The organism is Geomonas sp. Red276 (genome assembly GCF_054784495.1).
Map to the genome: position 1 here is coordinate 11,262 of NZ_BLXW01000041.1, position 18,176 is coordinate 29,437.

An 18,176-nucleotide genomic window follows, 5' to 3' on the forward strand; every position below is an offset into this window, starting at 1 on the left:
AGTCGCAGCTCGAAAAGTTGCATAATTTCCGCACCACTAAAGACAAGGAGTGAGAACTAGTATGGAGATTTTCGGTCAGAACGTATTTAGCCAGGAAGTGATGAGGGAAAGACTGCCCAAGGCTGTCTACAAGAACCTGAAGAAAACCATCGACGAAGGGCTCCCGCTGGACCCGACCATCGCCGATGTGGTCGCCACCGCCATGAAGGAATGGGCCATCGAGAGGGGCGCCACCCATTTCACCCACTGGTTCCAGCCGATGACCGGTGTCACCGCTGAGAAGCACGACTCCTTCATCACCCCGACCGATGCCGGCATCATGATGGAGTTCTCCGGCAAGGAGCTCATCAAGGGCGAGCCCGACGCCTCCTCCTTCCCGAGCGGCGGCCTGAGGGCCACCTTCGAGGCCAGGGGCTACACCGCCTGGGACTGCACCTCCCCCGCCTTCCTCAGGGAAGAGGCCGACGTCGTTACCCTCTGCATCCCGACCGCTTTCTGCTCCTACACCGGCGAGGCCCTCGACAAGAAGACCCCGCTTTTGCGCTCCATGGAGGCCCTTTCCACCCAGGCCCTGAGGATTCTCAGGCTGTTCGGGAACCAGACCGCCAACCGGGTCACCTCCACCGTCGGCCCCGAGCAGGAATACTTCCTGATCGACAAGTCCTTCTTCGAGGAGAGGCTTGACCTGATGATGGCCGGCCGTACCCTCTTCGGCGCCATGCCCCCGAAAGGGCAGGAGATGGAGGATCACTACTTCGGCACCATCAAGGAGCGTGTCGTCTCCTTCATGAAGGAAGTCAACACCGAACTCTGGAAGCTCGGCGTCACCGCCAAGACCCAGCACAACGAGGTCGCCCCCGGCCAGTTCGAGATCGCCCCGATCTTCGAAACCACCAACATCGCCACCGACCACAACCAGCTGGTCATGGACACCCTGAAGCGCGTCGCCCTCAGGCACGACATGGTCTGCCTGCTGCACGAGAAGCCGTTCGCAGGCGTCAACGGCTCCGGCAAGCACAACAACTGGTCCATGAGCTCCTCCGACGGGCAGAACCTGCTCGAGCCGGGTCACACCCCGCACGAGAACGCCCAGTTCCTGACCTTCCTGATGGCCACCATCAAGGCGGTCGACGAGAACGCGGGCCTCTTGCGCATGACCTGCGCCAACGCCGGTAACGACCACCGCCTCGGCGCCAACGAGGCACCGCCGGCCATCATCTCCGTGTTCCTCGGCGAGCAGCTGGCCGACATCATGGAGCAGATCGAGAAGGGTGGGGCCAAATCCTCCAAGAAGGGTACCGACATGAAGATCGGGGTGACCACTCTCCCCGCGCTTCCCAAAGACACCACCGACCGTAACCGTACCTCTCCGTTCGCCTTCACCGGCAACAAGTTCGAGTTCAGGATGGTCGGTTCCACCTTCTCCATCTCCGGGCCGAACGTCATCATCAACACCATCATCGCCGAGTCCCTCAGGCAGTTCGCCGACAAGCTCGAGAAGTCGAAGGACTTCTCCGCCGACCTGCAGAAACTCCTCCAGGAGACCGCCAAGAAACACAAGCGCATCGTGTTCAACGGCAACAACTACTCCGACGAGTGGGTCGCCGAAGCCAAGAAGCGCGGCCTCCCGAACATCCCCAGCACTCCGGAGGCTCTCAAGGAGCTGATCAAGAAGGAGTCGGTGGAGCTGTTCACCAGGCACAAGGTCTTCACCGAGAAAGAGATCCACGCGCGCTACGAAATCGTGGTCGAGCAGTACGTCAAGACCCTCAACATCGAAGCCCTGACCATGATCGACATGGCCAAGCAGAGCATCATGCCTGCCGCTACCTCCTTCATCACCGAAGTCGCCCAGTCGATCTCTTCGGTCGCCGCCGTCTCCAGCAAGATCGACGTCTCGGCCCAGAAGGAAACCCTGGAAGAGGCCTCCAAGCTCCTCTCCTCGATGAACAAGAACGTCAAGGCCCTTCAGAAGGCTCTCGACAACGCACTGGCCATCGATGACCTCGCCAAGCAGGCTACCGCCTTCCGCGAGAAGGTCTTCGCCCAGATGCTCGTCCTGCGTGCCGACGGCGATGCCCTCGAGAAGATCGTCTCCGCCGATTACTGGCCGATGCCGACCTACGCCGAGATGCTGTTCATCCTGTAGTCTCGCGGCAACAGATAGGCAAAACAACAAAAGGAGCCTCCCATCGGGGGGCTCCTTTTGTTGTTTCCGGGAGTAGGGTCGGCACCCCGTGTCCACGCGGCCCTTCGATGGCGAACAAATACCGGTGGTGGGGAGTTGCCGGCGCGACGTTCCCTCCCCTTCAAGGGGAGGGACAGGGTGAGGATGGGGGTGGAGAACTGCCGACTGCTACTAATGCAGATTGGTAAAGACGATCGAGCCGTCGGCGTGCAGGTAACTCCTGATGCCTCCCGAGACCTCCGGGATGCCGACGCCGTTTTCGAGGTAGGCCTGGGTGACGTTGTTGCCGTTTTTCCACAGCTCGAAGTGCAGGTGCGGTCCCGTAGAGCGGCCGGTGGAGCCCGAGTAGGCGATGACGTCGCCGGCCTGGACCGTGTCTCCCACCTTGACTTCCAGCTTCGAGTTGTGACCGTACAGCGACGTCATCCCGTCGGGATGTTCGATCACCACCAGGTTACCGTAGCCGCCGTGAGGGCCGCTTTCCCGGACCTTGCCGCCCATGATCGCCTTCACCCGGGTGCCGGCCGGCACCGCGATGTCCACGCCGTTATGGTGCCTGACGGCCCCGTCGATCGGGTCGTGGCGCCACCCGACCTTGGAGGTCACCGTCCCGTTCACCGGCAGCCGCGGTGCCTCGCCCGGAGCAGGCGGCTCGAGCGCTTCCGTCGGCCGTTCCTTTACCGGCCTGGTCCTCACCTTCGCCTCGCGCAGCACCCGTACCGCGCCGGGAGCATTGGGCGTGTTGGTGAAGGTTTCCACCCCGTCCTCCCCGACGTAACGATAGAAGTCTGCCCGTGCCGAGGTCGATGCCAGGCAGAGGGTCCCGGGCAAAATGAGCAGCGCGACTAGACGATGTTTGGAGAGATGAAACATTTTCATGAGCAGGTTCCGGAGACGGCGTTGATTCCACAGGTTAAGGCGCACAATATACCGTGACAGAGGGGGAGTTGGCAAGGTGAACCCGGTTTGCCCAATAAATAGGCAGGCGGTCTCGGCGGCTGCCTAACGGTTAAGCGGCCGCGTCGAAATCAGGCAGCCGGGAGGCGATCATCTTTGGTAACCATCCGGAAACAAAGAAGTATTTTTATGCATTCACCTTGGCAAAAAAATTGCTAATTTGTCCCTGAACGCCGGCTCACGTTGCTTTATTAACCTTGCAATTTGACGGTAACGTTACTATAATTTGCGCGCATTGAAAAACCTGCGGAGGTAACGGCCGTGAAAAAAGTGGAAGCAATTATAAAGCCCTTTAAGCTTGATGAGGTCAAAGAAGCCCTTAATGAGATCGGCATCCAAGGCATCACCATCGGTGAGGTCAAAGGTTTCGGTCGCCAGAAGGGACACACGGAACTGTACCGCGGCGCGGAGTACGTCGTGGACTTCATCCCCAAGATCAAGATGGAAATCATCGTCTCCGACGAGGTGGTTGCCAAGGTGGTCGACGCCATCGAGCAGGCCGCTAAGACCGGCCGCATCGGCGATGGTAAGATCTTCGTCACACCCGTTGAAGAAGTTGTACGGATCAGGACCGGCGAACGGGGCGAAGACGCCCTCTAGTCGCCTGATTTTCTACTAAATTCAAAGGAGATTGTAGATGACCCCAAAACAGGTAGTAGAGTTCGCTAAAGAAAATGGCGCGCTGATGGTGGACTTCAAGTTCATGGACTTCGTCGGCATCTGGCAGCACTTCTCGGTGCCGATGAGCGAGTTCGGTGAGGACACTTTCGAAGAAGGTCAGGGTTTCGACGGCTCCTCCATCCGCGGCTGGCAGCCGATTCACGCCTCCGACATGATCATCATCCCGGATCCGAAGACCGCCAAGATGGATCCGTTTACCGCTATCCCGACCCTCTCCCTCATCTGCAACATCTTCGATCCGATCACCAAGGAAGACTACAGCCGCGACCCGCGTAACATCGCCCGCAAGGCCGAGGCCTACCTGAAGTCGACCGGCCTCGCCGACACCGCCTACTTCGGGCCGGAAGCCGAATTCTTCATCTTCGACGACGTCCGCTACGACTCCTCCTCCAACCAGTCCTTCTACGCGGTCGACTCCGTGGAAGGCACCTGGAACACCGGCCGCGAAGAGTTCCCGAACCTCGGCTACAAGCCGCGCCACAAGGAAGGCTACTTCCCGGTCTCCCCGACCGACTCCCAGAACGATCTCCGTAACGAGATGGTTCTCGAGCTGCAGAAGGTGGGGATCCGCGTCGAGTGCCAGCACCACGAAGTCGCCACCGGCGGCCAGGCCGAGATCGACATGCGCTTCTCCTCGCTGGTCGACATGGCCGACCAGCTCCAGTGGTTCAAATACGTCATCAAGAACGTCGCCTACAGAAACGGCAAGACGGTAACCTTCATGCCGAAACCGCTCTACGGCGACAACGGCTCCGGCATGCACTGCCATATGTCGCTTTGGAAGGACAACGCCAACCTCTTCGCCGGGGACAAGTACGGCGGGCTCTCCCAGATGGCGCTGTACTACATCGGCGGCATCATCAAGCACGCCCGCTCCCTCTGCGCCTTCACCAACCCGACCACCAACTCCTACAAGCGTCTGGTGCCGGGCTTCGAGGCTCCGGTGAACATGGCTTACTCCAGCCGTAACCGCTCCGCTTCGCTGCGTATCCCGATGTTCTCCACCAACCCGAAAGCCAAGCGCATCGAGTACCGTACTCCGGACCCGTCCTGCAACGGCTACCTCGCCTTCGCCGCCATGCTGATGGCAGGCCTCGACGGCATCGAGAACAAGATCGATCCGGGCCAGCCGCTGGACAAGGACATCTACGGCCTGTCCCCGGAAGAGCTCGCCAACATCCCGTCCGCTCCGGGGAGCCTCGAAGAGGCTCTCAACGCCCTCAAGGAAGACCACGAGTTCCTCCTCAAAGGCGATGTCTTCACCCCGGACGTCATCGAGAAGTGGGTCGAGTACAAGACCGAAGCCGAAGTCAACCCGGTCCGTATGCGTCCGGTACCGCTCGAGTTCGCCCTCTACTTCGACATCTAAGCGGCAACTCGATAGCAGCATAAAAAGGCGGGGGCAACCCCGCCTTTTCTATTTGGGCGCGCCTGCGCCGAGATTTGCTTGCCGATACCAACTCTCCCTCCCCTTCAAGAGGAGGGTACGGGGTGAGGATGGGGGTATCCGGAGGCAGTTTCGCTTGTCTCACTGTGACAAAACTGTTACTGTTCTTCGCTTGAAGCGTCCGTGGAGTCAGCAAAAGGATGGCTCGGGGAGCAGCAATTGAATCGGCAGGAGAAAATAGATAAAGTCGTCGGATGGTTCGCCAAGTCGGCTCTCAGGCATGCCGAGGCAATGGAAGCCTTCGACGATGAAGCCGCCGCCGCCCAGGTTCAGGAACTCACCCGGTTTTATGCGGTGGTGATCCGTGAAGGTGGAGTGGAGGCGTTTCTGGTACTGCTGGAAGACCAGGCGCCACCCGTAGCCGGCATGGCCGCGGTCTTCGCGATCCGCGAGGCCCCCGAACGATGCGTCGCCGTTTTGAAGAGAATCGCCAAGCTGCCGGGACTCATCGGTTTCCGGGCGCAGGTCGCCCTGGAGCGGTGGGAGTCGGGAGAGTGGCCGACCTGATACATATCAATCCAGGAGGTAGTTCGTGTCTGAATTCAACAACGTAACGGTAGTCAAAGAGGCCAACATCTACTTCGACGGCAGGTGCACCAGCCGGACCGTCATCTTCCCCGACGGCTCCAAGAAGACCCTCGGCATCCTGCTTCCCGGCGAGTTCACCTTCAACACCGGTGCCCCCGAACTGATGGAGTTCATGTCCGGCGAGCTGACCGTGCTCCTTCCCGGCTCCACCGAATGGGTCACCGTCAAGGGGGGCGAGGCCTTCGAAGTCCCCGCCAACTCCAGCTTCACCATGAAGGTCACCACCATCGCCGACTACTGCTGCTCGTTCCTCGGCTAACCTCACACCAAGCCAGATAGCGCCAAGGGCCGCCAGGTAAGGGAGCCCCTTGGTGCAGATCTCCCACTTCTTCATGCTCCCCCTCCCTACAAGGGGAGGGGGTGGTGAGGATGAGGCTGACGGCATCTATGGTCAACGAAGATCACCACATAATCGGGCGTTTCGCCCCCTCGCCGACCGGTCCCCTGCACCTGGGCTCCCTGGTGGCGGCCCTCGGGAGCTACCTCATGGCGAGGCACCTGGGGGGAGCGTGGCTTCTGCGTATGGAAGACCTCGATCTTCCCCGCGTGGTGCCGGGGATCGCCGACGACATCCTCTTCACCCTGGAGACCCTTGGGTTCGAATGGGACGGGGAGGTGCTCTATCAGAGCAGGCGGACCGAGCAGTACCGGGAGGCGGCGGAAGAGTTGATCCGGCGTGGGCTCGCCTATGGCTGCGGCTGCACCAGGAGCGAGATCGCCCAGATCTCCTCGGCCCCCCACGGCGAGACCCTGGTCTATCCCGGCATCTGCCGCGACGGTCTTCCTCCCGAGAAGGTCGAACGTGCACTGAGGGTGAAGGTGTACGACGAGGTGATCTGCTTTAGCGACGCGGTCATGGGGCGCTACTGCCAGCGCCTGACCGCCTCCTGCGGGGACTTCGTGGTGCGCCGGGCCGATGGGCCGTACGCCTATCACCTGGCGGTGGTGGTGGATGATGCCGCCTCCGGCGTCAACCAGGTGGTGCGGGGGGCCGACCTGTTGAGCTCCACCCCCTGCCAGATCTACCTGCAGCGGGTCTTCCAGTTTCCCACTCCCGATTACGGGCACCTGCCGCTGGTCACCGGCCCCGATGGCGCCAAGCTCAGCAAGCGGGACAACGCCGTCTCCCTGGCTGCCGGCCGCGACCTGTCGCGGGAAGGAGGCGGACTGCTGTTAGGCGCCCTCCGCTTCCTCGGCCAAAATCCCCCGCCCGCACTGGGTGGCGCTTCGGCTCGGGAGATCCTCGCCTGGGGGAGGGAGCACTTCGACCCAGCCGCCATCCCCCGCGACTCCGCCCCTTTCCCCGGAAACGAAATCCCCTCGCCCCTTTAGCTGAGAGGGCACTACCTCCATATCCCATCGCCCCTTCGGGGGAGAGGGTGGCCGAAGGCCTTTCTTGATATACCCTCGCCCCTTTAGGGGAGAGGGTGGCCGAAGGCCGGGTGAGGGAGGTTCTAAGGAGGCTACCTACCCCTGATCCATCCCCTGCGGTGCCGGGAATCTTGGCCCCGTCACAGGCGGAGCCGCCTCCTTCTTCTTCAATCCTTCCTTGATCTGCTTGCTGACCCGGTTCCCCAGACCTGAATCCATCAGCCAGGACCTGACCACCGCGTCGTTGATCGACTCGCAGCCGGTGACCGCCAGCAGGGTCGCCAGCGCGATCAATCGCCCGCTCCAGGCCCGGGCCCGCTTTCTTTTCCCGCGGCTATTGCTCATGGCTCCGGCGTTTCCTTCTCAGTTCGGCCGCCCGCCATTTCTCGATCTCCGCCTCGGTTACCGGTTGCCACTCCGGGACCTGGGTAGGGTGCCAGTTCTCGTCCAGCGCCACCATGGTGAAGATGCCGCTGGCGGCCCGGCGGATGGTCCCGTCCATGACATTTTCCGCCTCCACCTCGACCTCCACCTCCATCGAGGAGCGTCCGACGTGGACGATGGTCGCGCGTGAGTAGACGACCTCCCCCATATTGACCGGGGTATGGAAGCAGATCTCCTGGGCGCACTTGGTGACCACCCTTTTCCGGGAATAGCGCCAGCAGGCGACCCCGGCGGTCTTGTCCATGATGCTCATGATGACTCCGCCAAAGATATTCCCGTAGCCGTTCGTGTCTTTGGGAAGCAGAGTTTCAATCAGTTCGGCCTTGCGGTTGTCCATGCAGCTCTCCTTCTGAAGTTACTTCGACACCAGAGTATACCTCAGCCGGCCCCGAAAGGGACTCACTTTATCGAGGTGAACTACGCTGACATCATTGCAGTATGAAGAAAAAAATGGTTGACTGAGAGGAGCTCCTTTGCTATAAACAGGATCTCCATTGAGCGGGAATAACTCAGTGGTAGAGTGCAACCTTGCCAAGGTTGAAGTCGCGGGTTCGAACCCCGTTTCCCGCTCCAAACAAATTCAAAGCCCCCGGTTGCTCGATGCAGCCGGGGGCTTTTCAGTTTCCGCCTTCCACCCTCTTCTTTCTCCTTACCCAATAACGCACCCTGTGCTCCTCGCATCCCCCGTTGAGAATGATAGCGTAAAATATTTTCCCCTTTTTAAACTGCTACGGCAGTGCCCCGCCGGGTTAAGAGGTGAGTAAAACACCAATTCGTTACCCCGTGAAAGATAAAAAAAATTTTAGAGTTATCATTGGGGGGGTGAGGCTGGCTCCCGAAGAACGAAACGCCGAACATGGTGTCATCATAGGAAAATGCTCTCCCATCAGTCGTGGGACTCGGGAGAGATACTCTGCAGGTTCCGTCAATCGAGTGGGATGGGGAGGTGCCGGTTAAGGAACACTCGACTTCAAAAGGAGAAACTCATGGCTGAGAAAAGAATGGTGCGGATTAATGGAAAACCCTCGCTTGATCGGGGCGAACTCACGTTGACCGTCAAGTTCAAAACCGATACGCTTCGCCTGACTGACACCCCGTTCGGGGTCGTGCTCGATCTTGACGATGGCTATGTCGCCGGAAAGCCGGGAGCCCCCGGTTTCCCGATGCAACTGCTGCGGGTGGCGCTGCCCCCTTTCAGTGACGTCACCGACGTCAAGGCGGTCATCACGAAGAAGACCGAGGTGACCAAAAGCCCCAAACTCGTCGCCCCGATTCAGGAACCGCGCCCCATCCATCCACCATCACCTCCTAAAGAAAAGCACAAGCCGTCCCTCCACGCCGAGAAAAGAAGGGAGTTTGCTCCCTCCCCCTACCCGAGAGTCGCCCCCCACATCACACCGCCCGACATCAAGGAGTACCAGCGGGCGCTCGCACAACCCGCCCCGGTGGCCTCGATCAGCACGATCGAACACCGCGGTGTCGCGACCATCGCTTCGCTCGAGCTCCGCCCGGTGCATCAGAACGAGAAAGGGATTCTCGAATTCGCCACCGAGATCTCCATCACCCTCACCTACGAGCCGACCAGCGCGCCGAAGAGCGGAGGGTATTTCGCCGGCAGCCGCGACTTCCGCAAGGCGCGCACGCTGAAGGAAGCCGCCAGGATGCGCGACATCCTGACAGGCGACGTGTTGAACCCCGACTGGATCGGTGACCTCCCGGACAAGTTCCCACCGTTCCCGCCGTTCCCGGCCAAGTACGAATACCTCGTCATCACCGACAACCAGACCTGGAATGCCGCGGCGATTTCACCCGCCGGACCGGCAGGGGACCTGGTGTCGAGCTTCCAGAAACTGGCCGACTGGAAACGCCGCCGCGGACTCACCGCTCGCGTGGTCACCATCAGCGACATCGTCGGGAACACGTACGGCGACTTCAAGACCGGTGCGCGCGACTTGCAGGAGGTGTTGCGCAACTTCCTCAAGTGGGCCTATGGGCATTGGGACGTTTCCTGGGTGCTCCTCGGCGGGGATGTGAACATCGTTCCGGAGCGTCTCGTAGCCGGCAATGCCGAGGGGCACATCGCGGTGGATGCCGCCGACCCTCCCGCTGACAACCGCTCGTTCTGGACCGGCACCTACCTCAAGATGCACGTCGTCAGTGCCGGCGATTGGTGGCCGGGCGATTGGCCGCTGCTTCTCGTGAATCCCACGACCGGCGACCTCATCCCGTATGATTCCGCCGGGACGTCCGGCGCCGCCACCCCGGGGTGGTATTACACCACGGACAACACCTATGCGACCCGCACGGCGACCACGACCCAGTTCGTCCGCGTGAACGGACCCGCGGCCATGGTGAACGCCACCCTCCAGTGGCTTTACCGCTGGAACCGCATTCCAACCGACCTCTACTACTCGAGCCTGGTTGGCCCCAATTACAACGTGGCAGGCCGCCACGACTGGGACCTGATCGACAACGGCATCTACGGTCAGCAGACCGGCGGGACCAACCTGGACGGGTTAGGGTTCAACGCGGATGTAGGATTGGGACGCGCACCCGTCGCCTCGGTAGCGGAGGCCGAAGCCTTCGTCAAGAAAGTCATCGCCTACGAGCAGTTCCGCCGCCCCGACGGCACCACGTTAAGCCATGACTGGCCGCGGCGTCTGGCCATAGTCTCGGCCAACTTCAACTTCAACGATGCGCGGATGTACATCGGGCCAACCGCGGCGGTGCCCCCCGGTAACAACTGCTACCACCATCCTGCGGCCGCTCTTTACAGCCTGATCAAGCTGGAAACGCAGTTTTCCGACGTGCTGTGGAACTTGTTCTCCCTGGTGACCGATGCGGATATCCGCTCCATCCCCTATGATGCCGGGGCCGCCAACACGGGACGGGGGTGGTATTTCGCCAAAAGCGACACCGATCTTGCCGTGAGCGAAACGATCCTCGTCATTGGCGGGGTATTGACCCATTTCCCGGTGCCGACCCTGTGGGTGGTGGTGTACGGGTACTCCGATGAAGTGGCACCGCAATACTTCATTTTCGACAAGCCCACGGCCGACAGCTCCATGGCCGACCAGGAAACGCTGCGCAAGCAAGTGGCGGCCGATTTTCCCGGCATCGACACGGTCCGGCGCCTCTACGAGGACGAAATCGATTTGCCGCCGGCGGATGCGACGGTGCCGCCCATTTCCCACCTGACCACCGCCCGTCTCCGCGACACGCTCAACCTGGGGCAGCACTTCGTCAGCTTGAGCGGGCACGGGAGCCAGGGGGGCTGCTGCGGACTCGACAGCGGCATGGCGCTGGGGCTGGCCAACGGCTACCACACCTTTATCGGCTATGCCTTTTCCTGCTTGACCGGCGACTTCGAGTGGGAAGACGCCATGAGTGAGAGCCTGCTGAAGAACACCAACGGAGGTGCGGTCGCCTACATCGGCTACACGCGGTTTGGCTGGTCAGGCGATGCCGGGTACCAGCGGGAGTTCTTCAAGCGCCTGAAAACGACGCGGCACCTGGCTTTGCTCAACGATTCTCGTTTCAACCTGCAGAACAAATGGAGCAACGTCGCTTTAAACCTCCTTGGCGATCCCGAGATGCCGCTATGGATCGGCGATCCCAAGACACTTGCGGTGACGCACCCCTCGAAGGTGACCAGGAGTGACCAGCATGTGCTGGTGAAGGTGGCTCAATCGGGAGGCGGTGCTGTCGCGGACGCCGTGGTGAGCTTCGCCATGGGAGATTGGGTGGTATCGGCAACGACCGATGCGACGGGGGAGGCGGATCTCCATATCGATCCACCCGCCAAAGGTGCCATGGAAGTCGTCGTCACCGCCACCGACTACGTGCCGTACTTCGGCTCCATTCAGGTCACCGAGGTAATCTGCAAGACCGGCGTGGTCTGCAAAGCGGCCATCAGCTGCAAGGCCGCGGTCGGCTGCAAGGCGGCGATCTTCTGCAAATCGAACATCCTCTGTAATGCCTCCATCCTCTGCGGCCCGGCAATCTCGTGCGGGGCCGAGATCATCCCCTGCGGCGGCAAGATAGCGTGCAATATTTCCATCTCCGGTTGCATGGCTGCCATAGGTAGCGGCTGCCCCGCCATCGATCCCCCGCCGTGGGATGAAGACTTCGTCGATATCGTGAAGGAGGCTGGCGTCAAGGATATCAGGGAGCTTGCGGCCAAGCGGGACACTCCGGCCGTCAAGCGATTGATCGAGAAGCTGAGCCCCGCCAACCGCAAGGCGCTGATCCTTATGTTGAAGGAGATGGACACAGAATGAGAGAGGCCCCATCGGACAATGCGGGCGCCCAGGCGCCTGCATTGTTCTCCTTCATAACGCTGCGCGAGGAAGCCTTCGGAGGTATCCTGTTCAACCCCTATACCGCGGTCGAATGTGAGCTGGGCCCCGTCGAGACGCGCCTCATGGCGCTTTGCACCGGGGAATACACGGTCAGCGATATCCTCAGCCGCTGCAGGCAGGAATTCGACCTGGGCAGTGAGGCGATTGCGGCGAAATGGCAAGAGACGCTGGCCATGATGACCCGGGCGCATGCAGTGCGGTTCGTCGCCCAAAAGGGTGCCTCTCCGGCTCCCGCCTCCCGGCCCGGCGCCATCGGCACGGCATTGCCCTTTTCCACCCCGAAAAGCGTGATCTGGGACGTCACCTACGCCTGCAACTTGAGCTGTCCGCACTGCCTTACCAGCTCAGGCCGCCCGGGAAAATCCGAGCTCGGCACCGTGGAGGCATTTCGCCTGGTCGACAAGCTTGCCGCGGCCAAGGTGCTGTATCTCTCACTTGCCGGGGGAGAGCCGTTTGCCCGCCGCGACATCTGGGAGCTTCTCCGCCACATCGCCAAGACCGGAATGCGGGTCGATATCGCGACCAACGGGTACCGTGTCCCCCCTGCCATCATCGAGGGATTGGCGGATCTCCCGGTCTTTCAGATCCAGGTGAGTATCGATGGGATAGGCGAGGACCACGACCGGTTTCGCGGCAAGCGGGGTGCCTTCGCAGATGCCTGTGCCGCTTTGCGCCGGTTCAAGGAGACGGGGTTGTCCACCAGCATCAGCACGACGGCTACCGCGGGCAATATCGACTCGATCGGCCAGATCATCGACCTCGCGGTGGAACTGGGGTGCGATGGATACAAGGCCATCCCCTTCATTCCGGCTGGACGTGGTAAGACGCACGGGGCGAAGTTGCGGCTCGACCGGGAAGGCTCCATCCGGCTCACCGAGACCCTCGCCCGGAAGCAGGCGGAACTGCAGGGAAAGATCAGCATATCGATGAAATCGACGTTCCTGTTTCTGCTCGATAAAGACCTCGTCCCGGCCCCAGCGGAGGGGAAAATGATCTGCTCGGCAGGATATGATGAACTGAGCGTCGGGGCCGACGGCACCGCGTACCCGTGCCCATTTCTGCACGACTTTCCGCTTGGCAGCCTCGTGAATGATTCGGTGGAGGAGATCTGGCGTGAGTCCCGCTTGTTAAATGAAATGCGCAATCTCGAGAAAGCCGAGATGACCGGCCCCTGCAGGACGTGCGGTTATGCTAGCGAGCACTGTCGCGGAGGTTGTCGCGCCTCAGCCTTCATGGCGACCGGCAGTCTAAAAGGTTCGGATCCCTTATGTTTTAAATCTTGAAGGTTCCCTCCCCTTCAAGGGGAGGGGCAGGGTGAGGGTGGGGTGTTACTGAATCTCAAAGATCCGCACCATCCCCGGAACGAGACGTACTGAATTGCGCGTCCGTCCGTTGAAGTCTGGAAAAGGCATGGCCGTCCCGTTGAGTGAAAATTCCACCGCCTGCACCCCTTTCCTGGTGCGGATGCTGACCTGAGTCACAGATGACGTCGCGGATTTCCTTGGCGGGTCTCATGAATTGTTCATGGCTGCATTTGTCTTCCCCATACGCTAAAGCCACAACGGAGAGCATCAGCAGAAGATTACCTTTTAGTATTGTTGATATGTTCGGCATAGCACCTTCCTGTATGAAAGTGACCGGCGGAGTCGCCATAGAGGACCTCATTCCCAATCCCTCTCTAACTATTATTTATGGTGCAACATTAGATTGCCTTTGCAATGAGAGCGGTGATAAAAGAGGAGGCCATTGCTTTCTAACACCTCCGTGGTGTATCTGACATGCCTGTCTACGAAAGTCCTTCGGCTCACCCCGCCTTCCCATGCCGGAAGATTTAGTCTCCCGGCCATTACCCTTCCCGTTAAGTCGGTGAACTCCATTTTCCGGGGACTCAATACGGATATCTTTACGACACATGAGCACCTCTTCCGCTTGCCCTACATGAGTCGACCTCTTATAGGTATCTTGTCCCCGGAACCCGGAAATCGACTGACCGCTGGAGGGAGTCGTGTTGAGAACTGGAACCTGATCTGGCGGGGGGGAATGTGCCTCATTGGAATAAAATAAATCTGTCCCGGTTCTGGTTTTTTTTTCCAACCGCGCTGAGCAGTTGTTGAACAGCGAGTGTACCATCTCTGAACAGCCGGAAAGGACCGGTCCCGGTAACTCGGCGTAATCATTCGTCGGGGAAATGGCACGTTTCGGGCATAGCTCGGTGCTACCACCTGGCGGCTTCAGGGCCGAAACGGTAGACCGCCCGGGCGCCACAACGGGCAGAAAAAAATTCGGGCTTGACTTCGGATAGCGTATGGGTTAAACAGCCAACGAAATTTAAAACAGCCGATACACGACAATACTAAACCACCCGCGAGGGTGGGGCGGAAAGCCTACAGGGTCTCACCGAGACAGCCGGGTTGCCGAAATATCCATAACGATATCAAGGCGATCCGGCTTTTTTTGTTCCGGATCACGCGTTGTTTCCGAATATATGGTTTCAACGGACACGCCCTATCACCTTGTTTCCTACAAGGGGAAGGAACAACAGGACGTAGTGAGAAAGGAGCAGATTATGTTGCACGGCAAAAAGGCTTTCCTCATCTTCGCATTATGCTCGCTGATCTTCACCGGGTGGTTCACCCGGGCGCAGGCGGCAACCTCGGCGATCCTTGGGTGGAACAACCTCGGGATGCACTGCATGGACAGCGACTACTCGGTCTTCTCCATCCTCCCCCCCTACAACACCATCGAGGCCCAGCTGATCGTGGGGGGCAAACTGGTGACCACCGGCCAGGGGTACACGCTGACCTACGAGGCGATCGCCGATCCGAACGGTTCCATCAACACGACCTCGGTAGGGAAGGGGAACTGGGGGGATTTCGCCTCGCTCCTCTACGGCGCCCCCGTCCCCTACATCGCCGACAACGGCCTGGCAGGGTGGAACATGCCGGGTCCCGGCAACATTCCGCAGGCGATGAGGTTCGAGACCGCCAACTCCCCCGCGGCCGGCGTCTCCACCCCGGTGAACTGGTTCCGCGCCGAGGGGATCCCCCTCACCCCCATCGACGACAAGGGGGCGAGGAACAGCTATCCCCTGATGCACCTGGTGGCGCGGGACTCCACCAATACGGTGATCGCCACTAGCGACATCGTGCTCCCGGTCTCCGACGAGATGGACTGCTCCGCCTGCCACAGCTCCAATTCGCAGACCGACGCCCAGCCGGCCGCCGGTTGGGTATTCGCCACCTCCAAGGATCGCGACTACCGTCTCAACATCCTGAGGCTGCATGACGAGAAACAGTTCGCCCAGCACGCCCCCCTGTACCGCGACGCCCTGGCCGCCAAGGGGTACGATGCCACCGGCCTCTACGCCACGGCCAACGCCGGCAAGCCCGTCCTCTGCGCCGGCTGCCACGCCTCCGAGGCCCTGGGGCTGCCGAGCTTCTCCAGTGCCAACGGGACCGTTCCCCAGCTCACCACCTCCATGCACAGCCTGCACGCCGGGGTCAGCGATCCGGTGCTCAACCTCACCCTCAACGACGTCGGGAACCGCGACGCCTGCTACCGGTGCCACCCCGGCTCTGCCACCCGCTGCCTGCGCGGCGCCATGGGAAGTGCGGTCGCCGCGGACGGCACCATGGCCATGCAGTGCCAAAGCTGCCACGGCACCATGAGCCAGGTCGGCTCCCCTTCCCGTACCGGGTGGTTCATGGAGCCTGCCTGCCAGAGCTGCCATACCGGCACCGCCACCAAGAACAGCGGCCAGATCCGTTACACGAGCGCATTGGACGCCAGCGGTCAGCCGCGGGTGGCGGCAGACCAGACCTTTGCCACCACCCCCAACACCCCGGCTGCCGGGCTCTCCCTCTACCGCTTCTCGGCAGGCCACGGCGGCCTGCAGTGCTCGGCCTGCCACGGGTCGACCCACGCCGAATTCCCCACCTCCCAAGGCAACGACAACATCAGGAACAATCAGCTCCAGGGGCATGCCGGGGTGGTCGTCGAGTGCACCTCCTGCCACTCCACCGCGCCGACCAGCCCCAACGGCGGACCGCACGGGATGCATCCCATCGGGCAGAGCTGGGTGAGTAGCCATCATGACCAGATCGGGTCGCTCGGTCTCGCCTGGTGCCAATCCTGCCATGGCACCGACAACCGCGGCACCGTCCTCTCCAGGGCCCAGGGGGCCCGCAGCCTCTCGGCCGGAGGCACCCAGACCTTCTACCGCGGCGCCACCATCGGATGCTACACCTGCCACAAGGGGCCGAGCGACGACAGCTGGAATACCGCGGCGGCTCCCACGGTCAACGACGTTTCGGCGCAGGGGGGAGCCGGGCAGCCGATAACGATCCCCCTTTCGGTGACCGGCACCAACGCAGTCCTGCGGATCATCAGCCAGCCTGCCAACGGCACGGTCGGGCTCGTCAACAACGTCGCCACCTACTTCCCGGCCGAAGGTTTCACCGGCACCGACACCTTCACCTTCGCGGCCTACGATGGCGCCAAAAACTCCAGGCTGGCCACCGGCACCGTCACCGTCCTTCCCGCGGCACCGGGCGTTCCGGTCATCACCCAGGGGCCGCTTAGCCAATCGGTAACGGCAGGAAGCCCGGTCAGCTTCAGCGTCTCGGCCACCGGCGCCGCCCCGCTTACCTACCAGTGGTACAAAAACGGTGCTCCCCTTTCCGGGATGACCGGCGCCCTTTATGCCATCGCCGCGGCAGCGCCTCTCGACGCCGGCTCGTACTACGCTGTCGTGACCAACAGCCAGGGATCGGCCACCAGCGCCACGGCTACCCTTACCGTTACCTCTTTGGCACCTTCCATTACCGGCTTCACCCCCTCGAGCGCCACCTACGGAAGCCAAGTCACCATCAGCGGTGCCCACTTCACCGGTGCGACCCAGGTGAAGTTCAACGGCACCACCGCCTCCTTCACCGTCACCTCCGACAGCCAGATCACCGCCACCGTCCCCACCGCCGCCACCAGCGGCCCGATCAGCGTCACTACTCCGGCGGGGACCGCCGCCAGCAGCACCTTCACCGTCAATTCCGCCCCGGTAATCGGCGGTTTCACCCCTGCCTCGGCAGGAGCGGGCGCGACCGTCACCATCGCCGGCGCCAATCTCGCCGGCGCGACCCAGGTGAAGTTCGGCGGCGCATCCGCCATCTTCACCGTCGTTTCCGACGCGCAGATAAGCGCCACCGTCCCTTCGGGCGCAACCAGCGGGACGATCGGCGTCACCACTTCGGCGGGGACGGCGAGCATCAGCGGCTTCACCTTCCTCCCCGCCCCGGTCATCAGCGCATTCACCCCCGCCTCGGCGGGAGCGGGCGCGACCGTCACCATCTCCGGCGCGAACCTCGCCGGCGCCAACCAGGTGAAGATCGGCGGCGCATCCGCCACCTTCACCGTGGTCTCCGATGCCCAGATCAGCGCCACCGTCCCGGCGGGCGCAACCAGCGGGGCGATCAGCGTCACCACCCCGGCGGGGACGGCGACGGTCAGCGGCTTCACCTTCCTTCCTGCTTCGGTCATCACCGGATTCACCCCGACCTCGGGCGGAGTGGGAACCGCCGTCACCCTGACCGGTTCAGGCTTCACTGCGGCAACCAGCGTGACCTTCAACGGAGTGAGCGCCGCATTCGCCGTGATCTCGGACACCACAGTGGTGACCGGCGTTCCCAAGGGGGCTACTTCCGGAACGATCACGGTTCGCACCCCCGGCGGAACCGCCGCCAGCGTCACGAAATTTTCCGTCGGCACCCGCTCGGTCACTCCCGCCATCCAGGGGTTCACCCCCACCTCCGGGTCGGCAGGGACCGTGGTTACCGTGACCGGCACCAACCTGGGAGGGGCCACCTCCGTGAAGATCGGTACCTACAGCGCCCCCTTCAAGGTGATGTCCGCCGGTAAGCTCGTGCTGACGGTACCCACCGGTGCCACCAGCGGGAAGATCTCGGTAACGACCGGCGGCGGGACCGGAGTCTCGAGTTCCTACTTCTGGGTGCCATCGGCCGCCCGGAATTGAACGTAGCGGCACCTTGGCAATTACTTTGGGGGCACCGGTTGGACCGGTGCCCCCTTGTTTTTCAGGGGGGCGAAAAAACTTCCAGCAACCCGTCGCCGCTTTCTTCCTGAAAGC

Annotated in this window: 12 protein-coding genes, 1 tRNA gene and 1 riboswitch; of the genes, 10 read left to right on the forward strand and 3 right to left on the reverse strand. The window is 61.6% G+C overall.

The annotated features are described in order from the left end of the window. The first annotated feature begins 61 nt into the window (after positions 1-61). Positions 62-2,149 carry a glutamine synthetase III family protein gene (locus tag ACYVL5_RS20260; RefSeq protein ID WP_460597389.1) on the forward strand — a complete coding sequence of 696 codons (2,088 nt, stop codon included), beginning with the start codon at positions 62-64 and terminating at the stop codon, positions 2,147-2,149. Between the two features lie 210 nt (positions 2,150-2,359). On the opposite strand, the gene ACYVL5_RS20265 is transcribed toward ACYVL5_RS20260, so the two are convergent. Beyond that, positions 2,360-3,067 carry a M23 family metallopeptidase gene (locus ACYVL5_RS20265; RefSeq protein WP_460597390.1) on the reverse strand — a complete coding sequence of 236 codons (708 nt, stop codon included), beginning with the start codon at positions 3,065-3,067 and terminating at the stop codon, positions 2,360-2,362. Between the two features lie 339 nt (positions 3,068-3,406). Between ACYVL5_RS20265 and ACYVL5_RS20270 the strand changes: the two genes are divergently transcribed. The 5 genes from ACYVL5_RS20270 (at position 3,407) to gluQRS (ending at position 7,193) form a co-directional block, all read left to right on the forward strand. Continuing rightward, positions 3,407-3,745: a P-II family nitrogen regulator gene (locus ACYVL5_RS20270; protein ID WP_250678879.1), complete on the forward strand. Its 339-nt coding sequence runs from the start codon at positions 3,407-3,409 to the stop codon at positions 3,743-3,745. Positions 3,746-3,782: 37 nt separating this feature from the next. Beyond that, positions 3,783-5,195 (forward strand): type I glutamate--ammonia ligase, encoded by a 1,413-nt coding sequence (gene glnA, locus ACYVL5_RS20275; protein WP_460597391.1) that lies wholly within the window; start codon positions 3,783-3,785, stop codon positions 5,193-5,195. A gap of 237 nt (positions 5,196-5,432) precedes the next feature. Further along, the gene (locus tag ACYVL5_RS20280) at positions 5,433-5,780 is read left to right on the forward strand and encodes a hypothetical protein (RefSeq protein WP_460597392.1); all 348 of its coding nucleotides are present in this window, start codon (positions 5,433-5,435) and stop codon (positions 5,778-5,780) included. 25 nt (positions 5,781-5,805) lie between these two features. Continuing rightward, the gene (ppnP, locus tag ACYVL5_RS20285) at positions 5,806-6,120 is read left to right on the forward strand and encodes a pyrimidine/purine nucleoside phosphorylase (RefSeq protein WP_460597393.1); all 315 of its coding nucleotides are present in this window, start codon (positions 5,806-5,808) and stop codon (positions 6,118-6,120) included. 128 nt (positions 6,121-6,248) lie between these two features. After that, the gene (gene gluQRS / locus ACYVL5_RS20290) at positions 6,249-7,193 is read left to right on the forward strand and encodes a glutamyl-Q tRNA(Asp) synthetase (RefSeq protein ID WP_460597394.1); all 945 of its coding nucleotides are present in this window, start codon (positions 6,249-6,251) and stop codon (positions 7,191-7,193) included. A gap of 135 nt (positions 7,194-7,328) precedes the next feature. On the opposite strand, the gene ACYVL5_RS20295 is transcribed toward gluQRS, so the two are convergent. After that, positions 7,329-7,577: a hypothetical protein gene (locus ACYVL5_RS20295; RefSeq protein WP_460597395.1), complete on the reverse strand. Its 249-nt coding sequence runs from the start codon at positions 7,575-7,577 to the stop codon at positions 7,329-7,331. After that, complete coding sequence (locus ACYVL5_RS20300; protein WP_460597396.1) at positions 7,567-8,013, reverse strand: acyl-CoA thioesterase; 447 nt, start codon at positions 8,011-8,013, stop codon at positions 7,567-7,569. Before ACYVL5_RS20300 ends, ACYVL5_RS20295 begins: the two co-directional genes overlap by 11 nt. Before the next feature lie 161 nt (positions 8,014-8,174). Here ACYVL5_RS20300 and ACYVL5_RS20305 point away from each other — a divergent pair. The 4 genes from ACYVL5_RS20305 (at position 8,175) to ACYVL5_RS20320 (ending at position 18,062) form a co-directional block, all read left to right on the forward strand. Beyond that, positions 8,175-8,249, forward strand: a tRNA-Gly gene (locus tag ACYVL5_RS20305). 533 nt (positions 8,250-8,782) lie between these two features. Further along, positions 8,783-11,956, forward strand: a complete 3,174-nt coding sequence (locus ACYVL5_RS20310) for a C25 family cysteine peptidase (protein ID WP_460597397.1) — start codon at positions 8,783-8,785, stop codon at positions 11,954-11,956. Next, positions 11,953-13,320: a radical SAM protein gene (locus tag ACYVL5_RS20315; protein ID WP_460597398.1), complete on the forward strand. Its 1,368-nt coding sequence runs from the start codon at positions 11,953-11,955 to the stop codon at positions 13,318-13,320. The genes ACYVL5_RS20310 and ACYVL5_RS20315 overlap by 4 nt, the downstream gene beginning before the upstream one ends. Positions 13,321-14,379: 1,059 nt before the next feature. Then, positions 14,380-14,456: riboswitch (cyclic di-GMP riboswitch) on the forward strand. Positions 14,457-14,603: 147 nt separating this feature from the next. Next, entirely contained in the window at positions 14,604-18,062 is a 3,459-nt protein-coding gene (locus ACYVL5_RS20320; protein WP_460597399.1) for an IPT/TIG domain-containing protein, read from the forward strand. The last annotated feature ends 114 nt before the right edge of the window (positions 18,063-18,176 follow it).